The organism is Geothermobacter ehrlichii, from assembly GCF_008124615.1.
GTDB classification, from domain to species: Bacteria; Desulfobacterota; Desulfuromonadia; order Desulfuromonadales; family Geothermobacteraceae; genus Geothermobacter; species Geothermobacter ehrlichii.
Map to the genome: position 1 here is coordinate 206,822 of NZ_VNIB01000005.1, position 16,504 is coordinate 223,325.

The window sequence follows — 16,504 nt, forward strand, 5'->3', positions numbered from 1 at the left end:
CTTTTCGAGCCGATAAGTCATTGAAGGCGCAGTTTCCATCGGGGAGGAGTCCATGGTTATCGAATGCCCATCCTGTCGCGCCCGTTACCGGATCGATCCGTCGGGCATCGACAAGAAAGTGGCGCGCGTCAGGTGTCCCAAGTGCGGTCACGGCTTCGAAATCGACCTTGCCGGACCGGCCAGGCCGAAGATCCTCATTGTCGATGATGCCCGCTTTTTTCGCGAAGTGGTGCTCGACATCCTGAGCCAGCTCGCCGTCACCATCCTCAAGGCTGGTGACGGCGACGAGGCCCTCGACCTGATCCGCGGCGAAAGGCCCGACCTGGTCATCCTCGATCTGAAACTTCCCGGCAAGGACGGGTATCAGCTGGTGCGCGAGGTGCGGGCCGATCCAGCCTTGGCGTCGACGAAGCTGCTCGCCATGAGCAGCGTCTATCGCGGCGAAGACGAGATCCGCAGGATCATGCAGATCGGCGCCGACGATTTTCTCAACAAGTCCTTCCGCCCAGAGCAGCTGCTGTTGAGGGTACGCAAGCTGCTGGATGCTGCATCCGGTCATGTCTGAGCTGATTTCCGATATCGCCGCGGCCAGGGCGAAACTGGGCGAGGAGCCCTGCGATTTCGCCCTGATTCTTGGTTCGGGGCTCGGGGAGGTGGCCGGTGAGCTGGTAACGGGGGCGGGAGTTCCTTTCAGCGAGCTTCCCGACTGTCCTGCGCGCAGCCTGATCCCGGGACACGGCGGGCAGGTTTTTCCCTGCCGTTTCGGAAAGCTTCGTGGCCTCGTCTTTCAGGGCCGCTTTCACTGCTACCAGGGACTGAGCGCCTATCAGGCCGCCTGGCCGGTTCGGCTAGCCGCAGTTCTAGGTGTCCGCCGGCTGGTGGTGACCAGCGCCGTTGGCGCCATCAACCGGGCTTTTGCACCGGGCGATCCGGTTTTCGTCGAGGATCATCTCAACCTGCTCGGCGACAATCCGCTGCGCGGCATCGAACCGCCCGTCTTCGCCGATCTCTGCCACCTCTACCCGACCGAGCTCTACCCGCAGCTGGCTGATCGCGCCGAGAAGAAGGGGATTGTTTTGCGCCGGGGCGTGCTGGCGGCGATGTCCGGTCCCAGCTATGAGACGCCGGCCGAAATCCGCATGCTCGAACGGCTCGGGGCCGATGTGGTCTCCATGTCGATGGTGCCGGAAACAGTGCTGGCCGCCGGCCTTGGCCTGGACATTCTCGGCCTGGCCCTGGTGACCAACAAGGCTGCCGGCAGAAGCGATGCCCGCCTCGATCACCGGGAGGTTCTGAACGTTGGTCGGACCTTCGGCGCAACCCTGCGGCAGCTGCTGCCGGACCTGCTGGACATCTTTGTCGCCCGACCGCAAATTAATACCGTCTCGACTTTCTAAGTATTTGAAAACCTATCGAAAAACCATTAATTCGTGCGGGTCGGGCGGCTTGACAGGTCCCCTGCCCGTGTTAGACTTTTTTTGCAGGGCAAAAAAGAAATTAGACTCGGAGCGAAGTCCGTTTATGCAGACGATAGAGAAAATTCTGATTGTTGATGACGAAGAGAACGCCCGCATCGGTTTGAGCAAGCTGCTTAGCCAGGAAGGGTACGAAGTCGAAAGTGTCGCCAACGGGATCGAGGCACTGGAATACCTGCGCCGCAAAAAGGTCAACCTGGTCATCAGCGACATCAACATGCCGGAAATGAACGGTATCACCTTTCTGCGCGAGCTGCACAAGAAACATCCCGAGACCCATGTCATCATGATCACCGCTTACGGCGGCGTCGAGTCCTATCTTGACGCGATGAATCTCGGCGCTTTCGAGTACCTGCACAAGCCGGTCAGGCTGGATGAGCTGAAATCGATCATGCGCAAGATAGCCAACTGACGGTTCCCCAGCCGGGGCAAAAGGGGGTCACCATGAAGAATTTTCAAAACGTTCTGTTCGCAACCGATTTCTCTGCCGGTTCCGATTTCGCCTTCGATTACGCTTACTCCCTCGCGCGCCGGTTCAGTGCCGATCTGCACATCATTCACGTCATCAACGAGCCGGTCGACCTGCGCGGTTTCTACGTGCCGCACATCTCCTTCGACAAGTTGGAGGAGGAGATCGAAGAGGGGGCCCGCAAGATGATGGACAGATTCCGCCGGACCCATGCCGCCGATTACGACAAGGTCGTCACCCACATCGTCGCGGGCATTCCCTACGACGAGATCATCCGCAAGGCGACAGAGGTCAGCGCCGACCTGATCGTCATGGGGACCCACGGCCGTACCGGTCTCGATCATGTCCTTTTCGGCAGCACGGCGGAAAAGGTGGTGCGCAAGTCGCCGATTCCGGTCCTGACCATCCGCTGTCAGGAAGACTGACCGGCCCCCGTCCGTCGCCGCGCCGCAGAGCCGCATTTTAACCCCTTGTTTTTGCTTGTCATCCAGGGCGAACAAGGGGTATTCTTCTTCCCGTCAACCCGCCTTTTGCTTCTCCGGACCAGCGTATGCAGGCAAAAATTGTCGTCATCGATGATGAACGGATCATTCTCGAGCTGACCTCCATGGTGCTCACCAGCCGGGGGTTCGAGGTCCACCTGGCGGAAGACGCTATTGCCGGACTCGAACTGGTCGAGAAGTTGCGCCCTGAAGTCGTCCTGCTCGATTACATGATGCCGAAAATGGACGGTCTGACCGCTCTGAAGCACATCCGCCGCGAGTTCCCGGAAACCTATGTTATCATGTTCACCGGCAAGGGCTCGGAAGAGGTTGCCGTCGAGCTGATGAAGGCCGGCGCTTCCGACTACATCCTCAAGCCCTTTTCCAACCAGAACCTGGTCGAGCGGATCGAGACCGTCTTGCGGCTGCGGCGGATCGAGCTGCACAACCTCGAGCTGATGCACGAGCGGGAGCGCCTGCTGCGGGAGGTCGAGGAATGGAACCTCGAACTGGAACGGCGTGTGCTGGAGAAGAGCCGGGAGCTGGAACGGGCGCACGCCGAGATCCTGCAGGCCGAAAAGCTGGCTGCTCTCGGCCATCTGGCGGCCGGCATGGCCCACGAGATCCGCAATCCCCTCAATTCGATCTCCCTGTTCACCCAGGTGCTGCGCAGCGCAGTGGCCGAGGATGCCGAAATGAGCTCCTACGCTGACAAGATCCTGGGCGAGGTGGAGCGGATCGACCAGCTGCTGGTCAAACTGCTCGGCGTCAGCCGGCAGCCGAAGGGGGATCCGGTCGACATTCACCTGCACCGGCTCATCAAGCGGGTTCTGGAGTCCTTCGACGAGCAGATCCGCCGCCAGGGGATCGAGGTCGAAGCCGACCTGCCGGCGGTGCCCGCCATCCGGGGCGATGAAGACGAAGTCGAGCAGATCTTCACCAACCTGGTCTCCAACGCCGTCCATGAAATGGCCGACGGCGGACATCTCAGGCTGGCGCTGCGGCAGGTCGATGGCCGGATCGACATCGAGGTGGCCGACAGCGGCGGCGGCATTCCCCAGGAACACCTGAGCCAGATCTTTGACCCCTTCTTCACCACCAAGGAGCGGGGAACCGGGTTCGGTCTCTCCGTGGTGCTGCGCATCGTCAAGTCGATGGGCGGAAAGGTCCGCGTCGAAAGCACGCCCGGCCAAGGCGCAACCTTTTTCGTTTCCCTGCCGACCAAGGGTTGAGATGGCGCCCGCACCGCATCAGGAAGAAGCCGGCCGATGACGCTCCAGCTGCGGGATATTTCTCTGCCCATCGAACGGGACGAGGCGGAACTTCCTCGCGCCGTCGCCCGTGAACTGGGACTGAAACCGGCGGCCGTCCGTTCCCTGGAGGTTGTTCGCCGCTCCGTCGACGCCCGCCGCCGGCCGCGCATCCAGTTCGTCTACACGGTCCGTTTCGAAGTCGACAACGAGGATGCCGTCCTGCACCGCAACCGGCGCAACCGCCGGCTTGCGCGGGTCGAAAAGCCCCGTTTCGAATTTCCGCAGAGTCGGCTCGACGGCCGCCGGGTGCTGGTGGCCGGCATGGGGCCGGCCGGCCTGTTCGCCGCATTGACGCTGGCGCGCTGCGGTGCCGACGTGATGCTGCTCGAACGGGGACGGCCCGTTGAACGGCGGGTCCGCGACGTCGAGCGTTTCTGGTCGGGAGGTGGTTTCGATCCGGTCAGCAACGTGCAGTTCGGCGAGGGGGGCGCCGGCACCTTTTCCGACGGCAAGCTGACCACGCGCATCAACCATCCGCATATCCGGCTCATTCTCGAAACTCTGGTCTCCTTCGGCGCGCCGCGCGAGATTCTGACCGACGCCAAACCGCACATCGGCAGCGACCGGCTGCGGGCGGTGCTCATCCGTTTTCGGCGCGCCCTCGAGCGGCTCGGCGTCGTGATCCGCTTCGAGTCCTGCCTGACCGATCTGCTGCTGCAGGCGGGCAGGGTGATCGGCGGCGTGATCAACGAACGGGAGGAGTGGACCTGCGACGCCCTGGTGCTCGCTCCCGGTCACAGCGCCCGCGACACCTACGCCATGCTTGAAAAGAGGGGGGTGGCGCTCGAGGGCAAGGCTTTCGCCGTCGGTCTGCGGGTGGCGCATCCGGTGGAACTGATCAACCGCATCCAGTACGGTATGGCCGGCCATCCCCGGCTTGGGGCCGCCGACTACCGGCTGGCGTGGAACGATCCCGCCAGCGGGCGCGGCGTCTACAGCTTCTGCATGTGTCCCGGTGGCGAGATCGTCAATGCCGCCTCCGAAACCGGAGGTGTGGTGGTCAACGGCATGAGCCGCTACCGGCGCAACGCCCCCCTGTCGAACAGCGCCCTGGTGGTCAGTGTCAGTCCGGACGATTTCGGAACCCACCCCCTCGACGGGGTCCGGTTCCAGCGCCGGCTCGAGCGTCGGGCTTTCGTTCTGGGGGGCGGCGACTACCGCGTTCCGGTGCAGAATCTGCTGGCCTTTCTCGGTCGCGGCACGGGACCGGTGGGGGCGATCTGCCGGCCGGGCGTCCGTGAGGCCGACCTTGCCGAGCTGCTGCCGGCCGGGCTGCTGGCGCCCTTGCGCGAGGGGATCGTGCGCTTCGACGGCAAAATGAAGGGATTTGTTACCGCCGAGGCGGTTCTGGCCGGCGTCGAGAGCCGGACTTCGGCACCGCTGCGCATCGTGCGCGACCGGGCCGGCGAATCGGTTTCCCATCCCGGGCTCTTTCCGGCCGGGGAAGGGGCGGGCTATGCCGGCGGCATCATGAGCGCCGCCCTTGACGGCATGCGCGTGGCTGAGGGTATTATGAGCAAACTTCAGACCGTGGAGACAACGTGAAACAGATATTTGCCAGCGCCATCGGCGAGCGCGACTGGGTCGAGAGTGTTTTTCTGGTGCGGGAGAAGGTGACGGCCATGGCCAAGAACGGCAAGCCTTACCTGACCCTGAAGCTGATGGACCGTTCCGGCGAGATCGAGGGGCGGGTCTGGGACCGGGTCGACGAGCTGGGGGCCCTGTTCGACAAGGATGACTTCGTACGGGTCAGGGGACGTGCCAGCAGCTACCTGGGCCGGATGCAGCTGGTGGTGCAGGAGCTTGTCCGGGTGGATGAAAGCGAGGTAGATTTCGCTGACTTTCTTCCGGTCTGCGAGGTGCCCGTCGCCGATCTCGAGGCACAGTTGCGGCAGAAGGTCGATTCACTGAAGGATCCCCACCTGCGGCGGCTGATGGAGTCCTTCGTCGCCGATGCCGACTTTCTTCGTGACTTTTGCAGCGCGCCGGCAGCCAAGTCGATGCACCACGTCTATCTCGGCGGCCTGCTGGAGCATTCCCTCTCCATCGCCGGGCTGGTCGATCTGGTTTGCGGCCATTATCCCTTTCTCAACCGCGACTTGCTGCTGGTCGGCGCCCTGCTGCACGATGTCGGCAAGATCTTCGAGCTCAGGTACAGCCGCAGTTTCGACTACACCGATGAAGGCAAGCTGCTCGGCCATATCGTCATGGGCGTGGAGATGGTCGATGAGCGGATCGCGGGGCTGCCCGATTTTCCGCGCGATCTGGCGGTGCACCTGAAGCACCTGCTGCTGTCGCACCACGGCCAGTACGAGTACGGGTCGCCGAAGCGTCCCAAGACCCTGGAGGCGGTGGTGCTGAACTACCTCGACGACCTCGACTCGAAGCTGAACGGCATCCGCAGCCACATCAGCCGGGAGCAGGACCAGGGGGGGAACTGGACCAGCTATCACCGGCTCTACGAGCGCTATTTCTTCAAGGGCGAGATCGGTACCCAGGAGCAGGAGACGAAAACGCGGCCGCGGCCGCCGCTTGCTGCGTCCGGCGGTGAAAAGAAGGCGGCCGAGCCGAAGCCGCGTCCGGCCCGCAAGCACGACAGGCCCCTCTCGTTCAGCCTGGGAGAGCAGCTGCGCGGCAAGAATCTCGACCTTTTCGCCACGAGGGAGGATGAAGATGATCGTTGAAGCCTGGCCGGTGGGGCCACTGCAGGTCAACGCCTATCTGGTCGGCTGTCCCGAGACCAGGGAGGCCATGCTGATCGACCCCGGCAGCGATCCGCAGACCCTGCTCGACGGTATCCGCAAGGCGGGAGTGAAGGTGCGCACCATCGTCTGTACCCACGGCCATTTCGACCACATCGGCGCCAACCGGGCGATGGTCACGGCGACCGGCGCCGAGCTCTGCATGCATGCCGAGGATGTGCCGCTGATCGGGCAGGCGACCATGCACGCCTCTCTCTACGGTCTGAGCACCGAGGAATCACCGCTGCCGGATCGTCTGCTGGCCGAGGGAGACAGCGTCCGGATCGGCAACCTGAGTTTCGACGTGCTGCATGTCCCCGGCCATTCGGCGGGCAGCATCTGCCTGGTCGGCGGCGGACACGCCTTTGTCGGTGACGTGCTCTTCGCCGGGTCGATCGGCCGCACCGACCTGCCCGGCGGCAACTTCGAGACCCTGGTCTCCGGCATCCGCGACAAACTGCTGGTGCTGCCCGACGATACCCTGGTGCATCCGGGTCACGGACCGGACACCACCATTGGCCGGGAGAAGGCGGTCAATCCCTTCATCCGGGGATGAGCCCCGCTTTTTCCGCGCGAAAGGAGCTGGACATGCTGGCCGGAAAAGAAGTGGTTGTCGGTGTCTGCGGCGGCATCGCCGCCTACAAGGCAGCGGAGCTGGTGCGTCTCTTCCGTCGCAGCCGGGCCGAAGTGCACGTGGTCATGACACGCAGCGCCACCGAGTTCATCACCCCACTCACCTTTCAGACCCTGACCGGCAACCCGGTGCACACCGAGCTGTTCAACCTGATCCAGGAGCGGGAGATCGGTCACATCTCCCTCGCCGACCGGGCCGACCTCTTTGTCATCGCCCCGGCGACTGCCAACGTCATCGGCAAGGTGGCGGGCGGCATTGCCGACGATCTGCTGACCACCACCCTGATGGCGACCAGAGCTCCGGTCCTGTTCGCACCGGCAATGAACGTCAACATGTATGAAAATCCCCTCTACCGTCGCAACCAGCAACTGCTCGCGCAGCACGGCTACCATTTTATCGCGCCGGTGGTCGGCGAACTGGCCTGCGGCTGGGAGGGGGCGGGCAAGCTGCCCGACCCGGCCGACATCTTCGAGGAAGCGCTGAAGCTGCTCACGCCGCAGGATCTGGCCGGCGAAACCGTGCTGGTCACCGCCGGGCCGACGCGCGAGGAAATCGATCCGGTGCGTTACATCACCAACCGTTCCTCCGGCAAAATGGGCTACGCCATCGCCCGGGCGGCACGCCTGCGTGGTGCCCGGGTCACGCTGGTCAGCGGGCCGACCTGCCTGCCGGTGCCGCGCGGCGTCGAGCTGGTCAGGGTCGGCAGCGCCGTCGAGATGCGCGAGGCGGTGCTGCCGCGGGCGGACGGCGCGGGCATCATCTTCAAGGCGGCGGCCGTCGCCGACTACCGCCCGACCGTCCGGGCGTCGCAGAAGCTGAAGAAGGGAAAGGACGACCTGTCGCGCATCGAGCTGGAGCGGAACCCGGACATCCTGGCCGAGCTCGGCCGGCTGCCCGGCGGCCGGGTGCTGGTCGGATTCGCTGCCGAAACCGACGAGCTGGAAGCCAACGCCACCGCCAAGCTCTCCGCCAAGAATCTCGACCTGATCGTGGCCAACGACGTAACCCGCGAGGACGTCGGGTTCGATGTCGACACCAACGAGGTGCGGCTCTTTTTCGCTGACGGACGACGGCTGGATCTGGCGAAGATGAGCAAATTCGAACTGGCCGGCGAGCTGCTCGACCAGGCTCTGGCCCTGAAGAAACAGAAAACCGGTACGGCTCAGTAGGCGGAGAGCAGTTCCAGCAGCTGGTCGGGACAGGTCATTCCTTCCCGGAAGTGCGGCCGCATCTCGGCCACCAGCCGTTCGCCTTCCTCTTTGGGCAGCTTGTTGCAGATGTGGAGGAAGTTGAGGTTCTTGCGGATGATGCGGGCCGCGTAGAGGGCGCGTTCGCCGGCCGGATCGGCCTGCCAGTAGGGGCTGGTATCGAGGTGGCGCAGGATGCTCGCCGTCACCTCCCGGGCCAGGTCGAGGTATTCCTCCCGGTTGGCGGCGGGAATCTCCCATTTCGAGTTGCGGCCCATGGAGCGCATCATCTTCTGCCAGTGCTGCAGGCGGTTGAGCATCAGCAGGGAGTTGAAGATCCGCTTGTTGGTACCGAAGGAGAAGATGGTGTCGGCGATGATGCCGCGTAACAGGACGTCGTTCTCGCGGTAGTCCTTGCGGGCGATCTCCCGTGCCAGACTCCAGACGGCCGGATCGAGATCGTCCTCCATGCGCATCTCCCAGTAGGTGTGCTTGAGCATCATCGTGCTGTAGGTGCGCACCAGCTTGTAGGGGACGAAGAAGGAGTGGGCCACGGTGTCCATGGCCAGGTGGCTCAGGTAGCCGTAGGCGCAGGCCTTCTGGCCGTCGCTGCCGGCGGCGTCGATCAGCTGCAGGGCCACCCGCCATGAGTGGCAGTGCTTCAGGTAGTGGGTGAATTTCTTGCCGAGGGTGATGTCGGCGGCGATGCAGCCGTAGAGATAGTCGTGGGGGCGGCTGGCCAGCAGCGCCTGCAACTGCGGCGCCAGGCTGCCGACGTTGTCGAGCAGCCACGAGCCGACCTGCAGGTGAAAGCCGATGCCCCAGGCCCAGCAGTCGTTGGGGATGCCGATCAGCAGTAGGGTCAGAAAAGTCGTCAGCAGGAACATGCGCGGGCCATCAGGGGCGGGCGGAAGAATCCGGTGCCGCGTTCAGTTGTCGGTCGTAAAAGCGTCCGCGGCTGCCCGCCGGGCGGCCGGACAACCGTGTTGACAACAAGGATAGACAAGGGACCGGGGGAAGTAAAGCCGCCATGGCGGAGAAGCTGCAGAGAGAGATTGCCGAACTGATCGGCCAGGCCCGGGGGCTGCTGCTCGATTACAGCAACCTGGGGCTCGACGACATCTGGCTGCCCGAGCCGGGAACCCTGGCGGCGGGCGGCGAGGCGAACGGAGACTGGTGCCGGAGCGTGCCGGAAACCTTGGAGACGATCCGCACCGACCTCGGGGACTGCCAGCGGTGCAAGCTCTGCCGGGAGAGGACGCAGATCGTCTTTGGCGTCGGCAACCCGCAGGCCAGGCTGGTTCTGGTCGGCGAGGCTCCGGGCCGGGAGGAGGACCGCCGGGGTGAGCCCTTCGTCGGCGAGGCAGGGCGGCTGCTCGACCGGATTCTGCTGGCGATGGGCCTGCAGCGCTCTGACGTCTACATCTGCAATGTCATCAAGTGCCGGCCCCCCGGCAACCGCGACCCGGAAGAGGATGAAGTCGCCGCCTGCGAGCCCTTTCTGCGCCGCCAGCTGAAGGTGATCGCTCCCGAGGTCATCCTCACCCTCGGCCGCTACGCGGCGCAGGCGCTTCTGCGTGACGGCTCGCCCGTTGGGCGGCTGCGCGGCAACTGGCGTACCTACCAGGACATTCCCCTGATGCCCACCTATCACCCGGCATACCTGCTGCGCAACCCGGAGAAGAAGCGCGATGTCTGGGAGGATGTGAAGCAGGTCGTCCGCCGGTTGCGAAGTTGAAACACCCCGTTGACACAACGTCCGGTTTCAGCCGGGTGGCCGGCCTGCTTATGGGGGTGAAAAACGTCATGAGCGCAGGCGAGACAAGGCGAAAACAGCCGAAGATGCGCAGTTTACAAACCAGTAAATGAGCATTTGATGCCGTTTTCAACGCCGTATCGCCAACCGTAATCGTTTTTCAATACCCTGTCAGGCGGTGAGCAGCAGCGCCAGGTCCATGACGTTGGTGCCCGTCGGGCCGGTGATGAGCAGGTCGCCGCTGGCTTGGTGAAAGCGATAGCTGTCGTTGGCGGTCAGGGTGGCCGTGGCCAGAAGGCCGGCCTTCCGGCCGCGCTCGAGGCTGGTACCGTCGACGATGGCGCCCGCGGCGTCGGTGGGGCCGTCGGTGCCGTCGGTGCCCGCGGCCAGCAGGACCATCCCCGACTCGCCGGCCATTTCGATGGCCGCGCCCAGCGCCAGTTCCTGGTTGCGTCCTCCCTTGCCGTTTCCCCTGACGCTGACCGTGGTTTCGCCGCCGGCGATCAGACAGCGACGCCCTGTCGCCCTGGCGGCCAGCGCCTGCCGCGCCAGCTCGCGGCCGGCGGTCGCCGCTTCGCCGCTCAGCGGCCGCTCCAGGATCAGGGGCTCGTAGCCGAGCCGATGGGCCGCTTCGGCGGCCGCTCGCAGCGCCTGCCGGTTGTTGGCCAGGATGTGGCAGGCGCAGCCGTCGGGAAGGTCGCCGGGCTTGGGCGTCTCCGGAATCTTGCCGGCCATTCCCTGTTGCAGATGATCGCGGACGGCGGCGGGTACCCGGTCGGTCAGCCGGTATTTTTCGAGTACGGCCATCGCCCCGGCGAAGGTGGTCGGGTCGGGGACGCCCGGTCCGGAGGCGATGGTGGCCGGATCGTCGCCGGGAACATCGGAGATGGCCAGGGTGAGCAGGCGGGCCGGCCTGGCGGCCAGGGCCAGGCGTCCTCCCTTGATGGCGGACAGATGCTTGCGTACGCTGTTGATTTCACCGATGTCGGCGCCGCTGCGCAGCAGCAGGTCGGTGACCGCCATCTTGTCTGCCAGACCGAGTCCGGTCGCCGGCAGGGGGAGCAGGGCGGAGCCGCCGCCGGACAGCAGCAACAGGAGCAGATCGTCTCGGCCCGCTGTCGCGGCCATGCGCAGCGCCCGACGCGCCGCCGCTTCGCCCCGGCCGTCAGGGACCGGGTGCGCGGCTTCGAAGGTCGCGAAGCCCTCCACCGCGCCGCCGTGCCCGTCCTTGGTGATCAGCAGGCCGGCATCGAGGCGCGGGCCGAGAAGCGACCGTATGGCGGTGGCCATGGGCAGGGCTCCCTTGCCGACCGCCAGCACCTGGAGGCGGCCGGCGGGCAGCGGGTGGCTGCTTCCCCGGATCAGCAGCCGGTCGTTTTCGATGCGCACCGCCCGCTCGATGCAGCGCGCCGGGTCGACGACGGCCAGCGCCTGCCAGAAGATGGTTTCGGCGTCCTGGCGCAGTTTCGTTTCCGGCGTCCTGTGCGTCCTGTCAGTCATGCCCTTTGCTCTCGGCGGGCAGATGGTCTATAACCTGTATGACCTGACCTCTGGCAAGTCCGGCGCGCGTTTGCCCGCGATCACGAACGCGCGCATTCAGGCATGCCCATGTTTCCACGCTCTGTTACCGTCCGTTTCCGGAGTCTTCGATGGACATCAAGCGTCTCGACCTGTTCTGCAAGGTTGTCGAACTGAAAAGTTTCACCCGCGCCGCCGCCGAAGCGGGTCTGAGTCAGCCGTCGGTGAGCGAGCATATCCGCCTGCTCGAGGAGACCGTCGGCGAAAAGCTGCTTGACCGGCTCGGCCGTCAGGTGGTGCCGACCCCGGCAGGGCAAAAGCTCTATCCCTATGCCCGCCGCATCGTCCGGCTGCGCGACGAGAGCCTGCAGGCGATGGCCGCTTTTCGCAGCGAGCTTGCCGGCGATCTGCTCATCGGCGCCAGCACCATTCCCGGGACCTACATCCTGCCGCAGGCCATCCAGCCGTTTCACGCCCACCATCCCCGGGGACGGCTGACGGTCCGCATCACCGGCAGCGAGGGGGTGCAGCAGCAGGTGATGTCCGGCGAGATCGAGCTGGGCGTCGTCGGCAGTCGCGGTTCGGACCCGCGCCGCCAGTTCGAGGCCCTGTGCGAGGACCGGCTGGTGCTGGCGGTTCCGGCCGATCATCCCTGGGCCGGCCGGGACGAGATCGCCGTCGGCGAGCTGTCGGGGCAGCCCTTCATTCGCCGGGAACCGGGTTCGGGCACCCGGCAGATGACCGAAGCCGCCCTGCGCGAGGCCGGGTTGGCCGTGGACGCTCTCGATATTGTCGCCGAGCTGGGCAGCAGCGAGGCAGTCCGCCAGGCGGTCCGTTCCGGCGCCGGCGTCGCCGTGCTCTCCCTGCATTCGGTTCGCGAGGATGTCGCCCGCGGCGAGCTGGCGGCGCTGGGCATCCGGGGAATGAAGGACCGGCGCACCATCTGGCTGATGACGCGCAGAGGGCGGCGGCTTTCGCCCCTGGCCGAGGTTTTCGCCGAACATCTGCGTCAGTGGTGCGCCGAGTGCTGCGCCAGCCTGTAACCGGGATCAGGGGGCCCGGTCCTCCAGCTCCAGCCGTTTGATCTTTTCGACCAGGGTGGTTCGGTTGATGCCGAGCAGGGCGGCGGCCCGCGCCTTGACCCCGTCCGCCCGGTCGAGGGCGTCCCGGATCAGGCTCCGCTCGATGTCGGCGATAAACGCCGGCATGTCGAGCCCTTCGTCCGGCAGGCGCAGGGAGGGGGCGTCCGCCGCCAGGTCGAGGGACGCCTTGCCGGCGATGGCCGGCGGCAGGTCGGGATAGTCGATCAGTTCGCCGTCGGTCAGGGCCACGGTTCGCTCGATGACGTTCTCCAGCTCCCGCACGTTGCCCGGCCAGTCGTGGTTTTCCAGGGCCCGCATCGCTTCCGGCGTTACCGACATCAGCGGCCGCTCCATCTCGTTGCACGTCTTCTGCAGGAAGTGCCGGACCAGCAGCGGAATGTCCTCCCTGCGCTCCCGCAGGGGGGGGAGCTGGATGGGGATGACGTTCAGCCGGTAGTAGAGGTCCTCGCGAAACCGCCCCTCCTTGACGTCCTTTTCGAGATCGGCGTTGGTGGCCGAGATCACCCGCACGTCGAGCTTGATGCGCCGGCTGCCGCCGACCCGCTCGATCTCCTGCTCCTGCAGCACCCGCAGCAGTTTCATCTGCAGGCGCTCCGGCATGGTGCCGATTTCATCGAGAAAGACCGTGCCGCCGTTGGCCATCTCGAACTTGCCCGGCTTGTCGGCCACCGCGCCGGTAAAGGCACCGCGCACATGGCCGAAAAGTTCGCTTTCGAGCAGCTCGGAGGGGATGGCGCCGCAGTTGATGGCGATGAAGGGTTTGTTGCGACGGTTGCCGTTGAAATGGATCGCCTTGGCGACCAGCTCCTTGCCGGTGCCGGATTCGCCGAGGATGAGGATGGTCGAGTCGGTGTGAACGATCTTTTCCAGCCGGGCGAAGACCTGCTGCATGGCCGGGCTGTGGCCGATGATGTTGTCGAAGCGGTACTTGCCGCGCAGCTGCTGGCGCAGGTAGAGGTTTTCGGCCACCAGCTGGCTCTTTTCCATCGCCTTGGCGACCAGGATCTTCAGCTTTTCGAAATCGACCGGTTTGGTGATGTAGTCGAAGGCGCCTTCCTTCATCGCCTCGACGGCGGTTTCGGCCGAGGCGTTGCCGGTGATGAGGATGACGTTGGTGTAGGGGGCTTCGGACTTGACTTTCTTGAGGATGTCGATGCCGCTCACGCCGGGGAGAAAGAGGTCGGTGACGACGATGGCGTAGGGAGTCCGCTGCAAAATCCGGATCGCTTCCTCGCCTGTGCCGACAGCATCGACCTGGTAGCCGGCGCCGGTGAGCAGCAGGGAGAGCGCCTCGCGGTTGTTGGGCTCGTCGTCGACAAGAAGAATCTGCGCCAGCTCTTTCATGCAACCCCTCCCGAAACAGGCCGGTCAGCCGGCGGGACAGAGGGCTGTCGGCTGATGACCAGGGTGTCATTTCATTGACGCATGTCAACTTAGCACCAAATCGGCCTCTCGGCAAGTCCTGAGCGGCGGGTCCGTTGACAGGGGAAGGCCGGTTGATAAGCTTGAAGCATGCGTTGGCTGCTAAAGCTCCCTGTGACGGGAGCCCTTTTGACGATTGTGCTCGCTGTCACCTCCGTTTGCGCCGGGGCCGCCGGTAGTGTGCGGGTGGTGAGTTGGCAGGGGGCCATCAATCCCGTGGCCGGGGATTTCATCTCGCGGCAGCTCGAACTGGCCAACCGCGAGAACCAGGCCTTCGTGCTGCTGCTCGACACCCCCGGCGGTCTCGACAGTTCCATGCGCCAGATCATCAAGGCCGAGCTGACCTCGCGGGTGCCGGTGATCGTGCATGTTCATCCGTCCGGAGCGCGCGCCGCCTCAGCCGGCGCCCTGATCACTCTGGCCGCCGATTTTGCCGTCATGGCGCCGGGAACCAACATCGGAGCCGCGCATCCCGTCACCATCGGCCCTTCGCCGGACAGCGGGAAGGAGGACGGGGTGATGGAGACCAAGGTGGTCAACGACGCAGTTGCCTACGCCCGCAGCATCGCCCAGCAGCGCGGTCGGGACGCCGACTGGGCAGAGAAGATTGTGCGCGAAAGCCTGTCGACGCCAGCCGTCGAGGCCTTGCGCCTCGGGGTGATCGACCTGGTCGCCGAATCCTACCGCCAGGCCCTGGTACAGCTCGATGGCCGCTCCTATACCCGCGGCGGCAAGCCCCTGAGCTTTGCGGGGAGCGACCTGGTTCCGGTCGAGGTCGAGATGGGCTGGCGCGACCGGATCCTGAACGTGCTGAGCAATCCGAACATCGCCTACATGCTGCTCATGCTCGGCATGCTCGGCATTTTTTTCGAAATCTCCCAGCCCGGCGTCATCCTGCCGGGGGCCATAGGCGCTATCGCTCTGCTGCTGGCCTTTTTCGGTCTGCAGACTCTGCCGGTCAATGGCGTCGGACTGCTGCTGATTCTGCTGGGCATCGTTCTTTTCCTGCTCGAGATCAAGGTCGTTTCCTACGGCATGCTTTCGGTGGGTGGCATCGTCGCGCTGGCGCTCGGCTCGCTGATGCTGATCGACAGCGACAGCCCGGCCATGCGGGTGTCGCTGCCTGTTATCGTCCTGACGGTTGCGGTTTTCAGCGGACTGTTTCTGCTGGTGCTCTTTTACGTCATCCGGGCGCAGAAAGGGCGGGTGGTTTCCGGTCTCGAGGGGATGGTCGGCGAGCGGGGAATCGCCCACGGGTCGGTGGCCCGGGGTGGCCGGGTTTTCGTCCATGGCGAATATTGGGACGCCGTCGCCGACGAGCCGGTGGGCGACGGCCAGATCGTCGAGGTGCGCGAGGTTCTGCCCGGCATGCGGCTCAGGGTGGCGCCGGTGCCGAAAGACAACGAAGAGGAAAGGAAAGGTGAGCCATGATTCCGTTCAGTCTGATTCTGTGGGCCATCCTGGTCGCCATCGTGCTGCTGATCGTCGGCAGCGCCATCAGGATTCTCTACGAATACGAGCGGGGTGTGGTCTTTCGCCTCGGCCGTTTCGCCGGGGTGCGGGGGCCGGGCCTGAAATTCATCATTCCGGTGGTCGACAAGCTGGTCAAGGTCAGCCTGCGCACCGTGGCCATGGATGTGCCGCCGCAGGATGTCATCACCCGGGACAACGTGTCGGTGAAGGTGAATGCCGTCATCTACTTTCGCGTCATGGAGCCCGACAAGGCGCTGATCGAGGTGGAGAACTATCTCTACGCCACCAGCCAGCTCGCCCAGACTACCCTGCGCAGCGTTCTCGGCCAGTCGGAGCTGGACGAACTGCTCACCCACCGCGACAAGATCAACGTCGAACTGCAGAAGATTCTCGACCGGCAGACCGACTGCTGGGGCGTCAAGGTGAGCAATGTCGAGGTCAAGCATATCGACCTGCCGACGGAGATGCAGCGGGCGATGGCGCGGCAGGCCGAGGCCGAAAGGGAGCGGCGTTCGAAGATCATCCATGCCGAAGGCGAGCTGCAGGCCTCGGAAAAGCTGAGCCAGGCGGCGCATATCATCGGTCTTGAAACCGGCGCCCTGCAGTTGCGCTACCTGCAGACCCTGACCGAGATCGCCTCGGAACGAAATTCGACCATCCTCTTTCCGCTGCCCATCGACCTGATCAAGCCGTTTCTCGACATCGCGGCGCGACAAGAAGCTGCTGCCGAAAAATGACCAGCCTGCCGCACGCGTGTCGCGGCGGCAGGCGTGCGGCAGGCTGGTCACATATCTGGTAAAAAATAAGATATGGTAATTTTATAACAAAAATGGAAAAAAGTGCGAGAAGGGTTAGGGAAAGCGTTTGCATATCAAGGGGTTAGGGCGTAAAACACTTTTTTATATTGACAGCAAATAGCACCTTTGCTTAG

General features: G+C 64.6%; 16 protein-coding genes. 13 read left to right on the plus strand and 3 right to left on the minus strand.

Annotated features, from left to right (window positions below; all coding sequences use genetic code 11):
• The first annotated feature begins 52 nt into the window (after positions 1-52).
• From EDC39_RS07455 to coaBC, 9 genes are all read left to right on the plus strand, one after another.
• Positions 53-565 carry a response regulator gene (locus tag EDC39_RS07455; protein ID WP_148895785.1) on the plus strand — a complete coding sequence of 171 codons (513 nt, stop codon included), beginning with the start codon at positions 53-55 and terminating at the stop codon, positions 563-565.
• Positions 558-1,397, plus strand: a complete 840-nt coding sequence (locus tag EDC39_RS07460) for a purine-nucleoside phosphorylase (RefSeq protein WP_187426697.1) — start codon at positions 558-560, stop codon at positions 1,395-1,397. Before EDC39_RS07455 ends, EDC39_RS07460 begins: the two co-directional genes overlap by 8 nt.
• A gap of 124 nt (positions 1,398-1,521) precedes the next feature.
• The gene (locus tag EDC39_RS07465; protein WP_148895751.1) at positions 1,522-1,887 is read left to right on the plus strand and encodes a response regulator; all 366 of its coding nucleotides are present in this window, start codon (positions 1,522-1,524) and stop codon (positions 1,885-1,887) included.
• 32 nt (positions 1,888-1,919) lie between these two features.
• Positions 1,920-2,369, plus strand: coding sequence for a universal stress protein (locus tag EDC39_RS07470; RefSeq protein WP_148895752.1), 450 nt, complete (start codon positions 1,920-1,922; stop codon positions 2,367-2,369).
• 125 nt (positions 2,370-2,494) lie between these two features.
• The gene (locus EDC39_RS07475) at positions 2,495-3,658 is read left to right on the plus strand and encodes a hybrid sensor histidine kinase/response regulator (protein ID WP_148895753.1); all 1,164 of its coding nucleotides are present in this window, start codon (positions 2,495-2,497) and stop codon (positions 3,656-3,658) included.
• A gap of 36 nt (positions 3,659-3,694) precedes the next feature.
• Complete coding sequence (locus tag EDC39_RS07480; protein ID WP_148895754.1) at positions 3,695-5,284, plus strand: NAD(P)/FAD-dependent oxidoreductase; 1,590 nt, start codon at positions 3,695-3,697, stop codon at positions 5,282-5,284.
• Positions 5,281-6,423 carry a 3'-5' exoribonuclease YhaM family protein gene (locus tag EDC39_RS07485; protein WP_148895755.1) on the plus strand — a complete coding sequence of 381 codons (1,143 nt, stop codon included), beginning with the start codon at positions 5,281-5,283 and terminating at the stop codon, positions 6,421-6,423. Before EDC39_RS07480 ends, EDC39_RS07485 begins: the two co-directional genes overlap by 4 nt.
• Entirely contained in the window at positions 6,413-7,036 is a 624-nt protein-coding gene (locus EDC39_RS07490) for an MBL fold metallo-hydrolase (protein ID WP_148895756.1), read from the plus strand. Before EDC39_RS07485 ends, EDC39_RS07490 begins: the two co-directional genes overlap by 11 nt.
• A 32-nt stretch (positions 7,037-7,068) precedes the next feature.
• Positions 7,069-8,283 (plus strand): bifunctional phosphopantothenoylcysteine decarboxylase/phosphopantothenate--cysteine ligase CoaBC, encoded by a 1,215-nt coding sequence (gene coaBC, locus EDC39_RS07495; protein WP_148895757.1) that lies wholly within the window; start codon positions 7,069-7,071, stop codon positions 8,281-8,283.
• Here coaBC and EDC39_RS07500 read toward each other — a convergent pair.
• On the minus strand, positions 8,277-9,188 hold the full coding sequence (locus EDC39_RS07500; protein ID WP_148895758.1) for a zinc dependent phospholipase C family protein: 912 nt from the start codon (positions 9,186-9,188) through the stop codon (positions 8,277-8,279). The genes coaBC and EDC39_RS07500 overlap by 7 nt on opposite strands.
• A gap of 143 nt (positions 9,189-9,331) precedes the next feature.
• Here EDC39_RS07500 and EDC39_RS07505 point away from each other — a divergent pair, with 143 nt between their 5' ends.
• Positions 9,332-10,039 carry a uracil-DNA glycosylase gene (locus EDC39_RS07505; protein ID WP_148895759.1) on the plus strand — a complete coding sequence of 236 codons (708 nt, stop codon included), beginning with the start codon at positions 9,332-9,334 and terminating at the stop codon, positions 10,037-10,039.
• 189 nt (positions 10,040-10,228) lie between these two features.
• On the opposite strand, the gene EDC39_RS07510 is transcribed toward EDC39_RS07505, so the two are convergent.
• Positions 10,229-11,557 (minus strand): glycerate kinase type-2 family protein, encoded by a 1,329-nt coding sequence (locus EDC39_RS07510; protein WP_148895760.1) that lies wholly within the window; start codon positions 11,555-11,557, stop codon positions 10,229-10,231.
• 149 nt (positions 11,558-11,706) lie between these two features.
• On the opposite strand from EDC39_RS07510, the gene EDC39_RS07515 reads away from it, so the two are divergent.
• Positions 11,707-12,618 (plus strand): selenium metabolism-associated LysR family transcriptional regulator, encoded by a 912-nt coding sequence (locus EDC39_RS07515; protein ID WP_148895761.1) that lies wholly within the window; start codon positions 11,707-11,709, stop codon positions 12,616-12,618.
• Positions 12,619-12,624: 6 nt separating this feature from the next.
• Here the strand turns inward: EDC39_RS07515 and EDC39_RS07520 are convergent, their stop codons facing one another.
• Positions 12,625-14,022 carry a sigma-54-dependent transcriptional regulator gene (locus EDC39_RS07520; protein ID WP_148895762.1) on the minus strand — a complete coding sequence of 466 codons (1,398 nt, stop codon included), beginning with the start codon at positions 14,020-14,022 and terminating at the stop codon, positions 12,625-12,627.
• Positions 14,023-14,238: 216 nt separating this feature from the next.
• Between EDC39_RS07520 and EDC39_RS07525 the strand changes: the two genes are divergently transcribed.
• Positions 14,239-15,531 carry an NfeD family protein gene (locus EDC39_RS07525; RefSeq protein WP_246140203.1) on the plus strand — a complete coding sequence of 431 codons (1,293 nt, stop codon included), beginning with the start codon at positions 14,239-14,241 and terminating at the stop codon, positions 15,529-15,531.
• Positions 15,528-16,310: a slipin family protein gene (locus EDC39_RS07530; protein ID WP_148895764.1), complete on the plus strand. Its 783-nt coding sequence runs from the start codon at positions 15,528-15,530 to the stop codon at positions 16,308-16,310. The genes EDC39_RS07525 and EDC39_RS07530 overlap by 4 nt, the downstream gene beginning before the upstream one ends.
• Positions 16,311-16,504 lie beyond the last annotated feature (194 nt).

Excerpts from the sequence above, each read along its gene's own strand:
- EDC39_RS07470 (WP_148895752.1), top strand. The coding sequence starts at position 1,920 with ATGAAGAATTTTCAAAACGTTCTGTTCGCAACCGATTTCTCTGCCGGT.
- EDC39_RS07465 (WP_148895751.1), top strand. The coding sequence starts at position 1,522 with ATGCAGACGATAGAGAAAATTCTGATTGTTGATGACGAAGAGAACGCC.
- EDC39_RS07480 (WP_148895754.1), top strand. The coding sequence starts at position 3,695 with ATGACGCTCCAGCTGCGGGATATTTCTCTGCCCATCGAACGGGACGAG.
- EDC39_RS07520 (WP_148895762.1), bottom strand. The coding sequence starts at position 14,022 with ATGAAAGAGCTGGCGCAGATTCTTCTTGTCGACGACGAGCCCAACAAC.
- EDC39_RS07490 (WP_148895756.1), top strand. The coding sequence starts at position 6,413 with ATGATCGTTGAAGCCTGGCCGGTGGGGCCACTGCAGGTCAACGCCTAT.
- EDC39_RS07475 (WP_148895753.1), top strand. The coding sequence starts at position 2,495 with ATGCAGGCAAAAATTGTCGTCATCGATGATGAACGGATCATTCTCGAG.
- EDC39_RS07510 (WP_148895760.1), bottom strand. The coding sequence starts at position 11,557 with ATGACTGACAGGACGCACAGGACGCCGGAAACGAAACTGCGCCAGGAC.
- coaBC (WP_148895757.1), top strand. The coding sequence starts at position 7,069 with ATGCTGGCCGGAAAAGAAGTGGTTGTCGGTGTCTGCGGCGGCATCGCC.
- EDC39_RS07455 (WP_148895785.1), top strand. The coding sequence starts at position 53 with ATGGTTATCGAATGCCCATCCTGTCGCGCCCGTTACCGGATCGATCCG.
- EDC39_RS07530 (WP_148895764.1), top strand. The coding sequence starts at position 15,528 with ATGATTCCGTTCAGTCTGATTCTGTGGGCCATCCTGGTCGCCATCGTG.
- EDC39_RS07505 (WP_148895759.1), top strand. The coding sequence starts at position 9,332 with ATGGCGGAGAAGCTGCAGAGAGAGATTGCCGAACTGATCGGCCAGGCC.
- EDC39_RS07515 (WP_148895761.1), top strand. The coding sequence starts at position 11,707 with ATGGACATCAAGCGTCTCGACCTGTTCTGCAAGGTTGTCGAACTGAAA.
- EDC39_RS07460 (WP_187426697.1), top strand. The coding sequence starts at position 558 with ATGTCTGAGCTGATTTCCGATATCGCCGCGGCCAGGGCGAAACTGGGC.
- EDC39_RS07500 (WP_148895758.1), bottom strand. The coding sequence starts at position 9,188 with ATGTTCCTGCTGACGACTTTTCTGACCCTACTGCTGATCGGCATCCCC.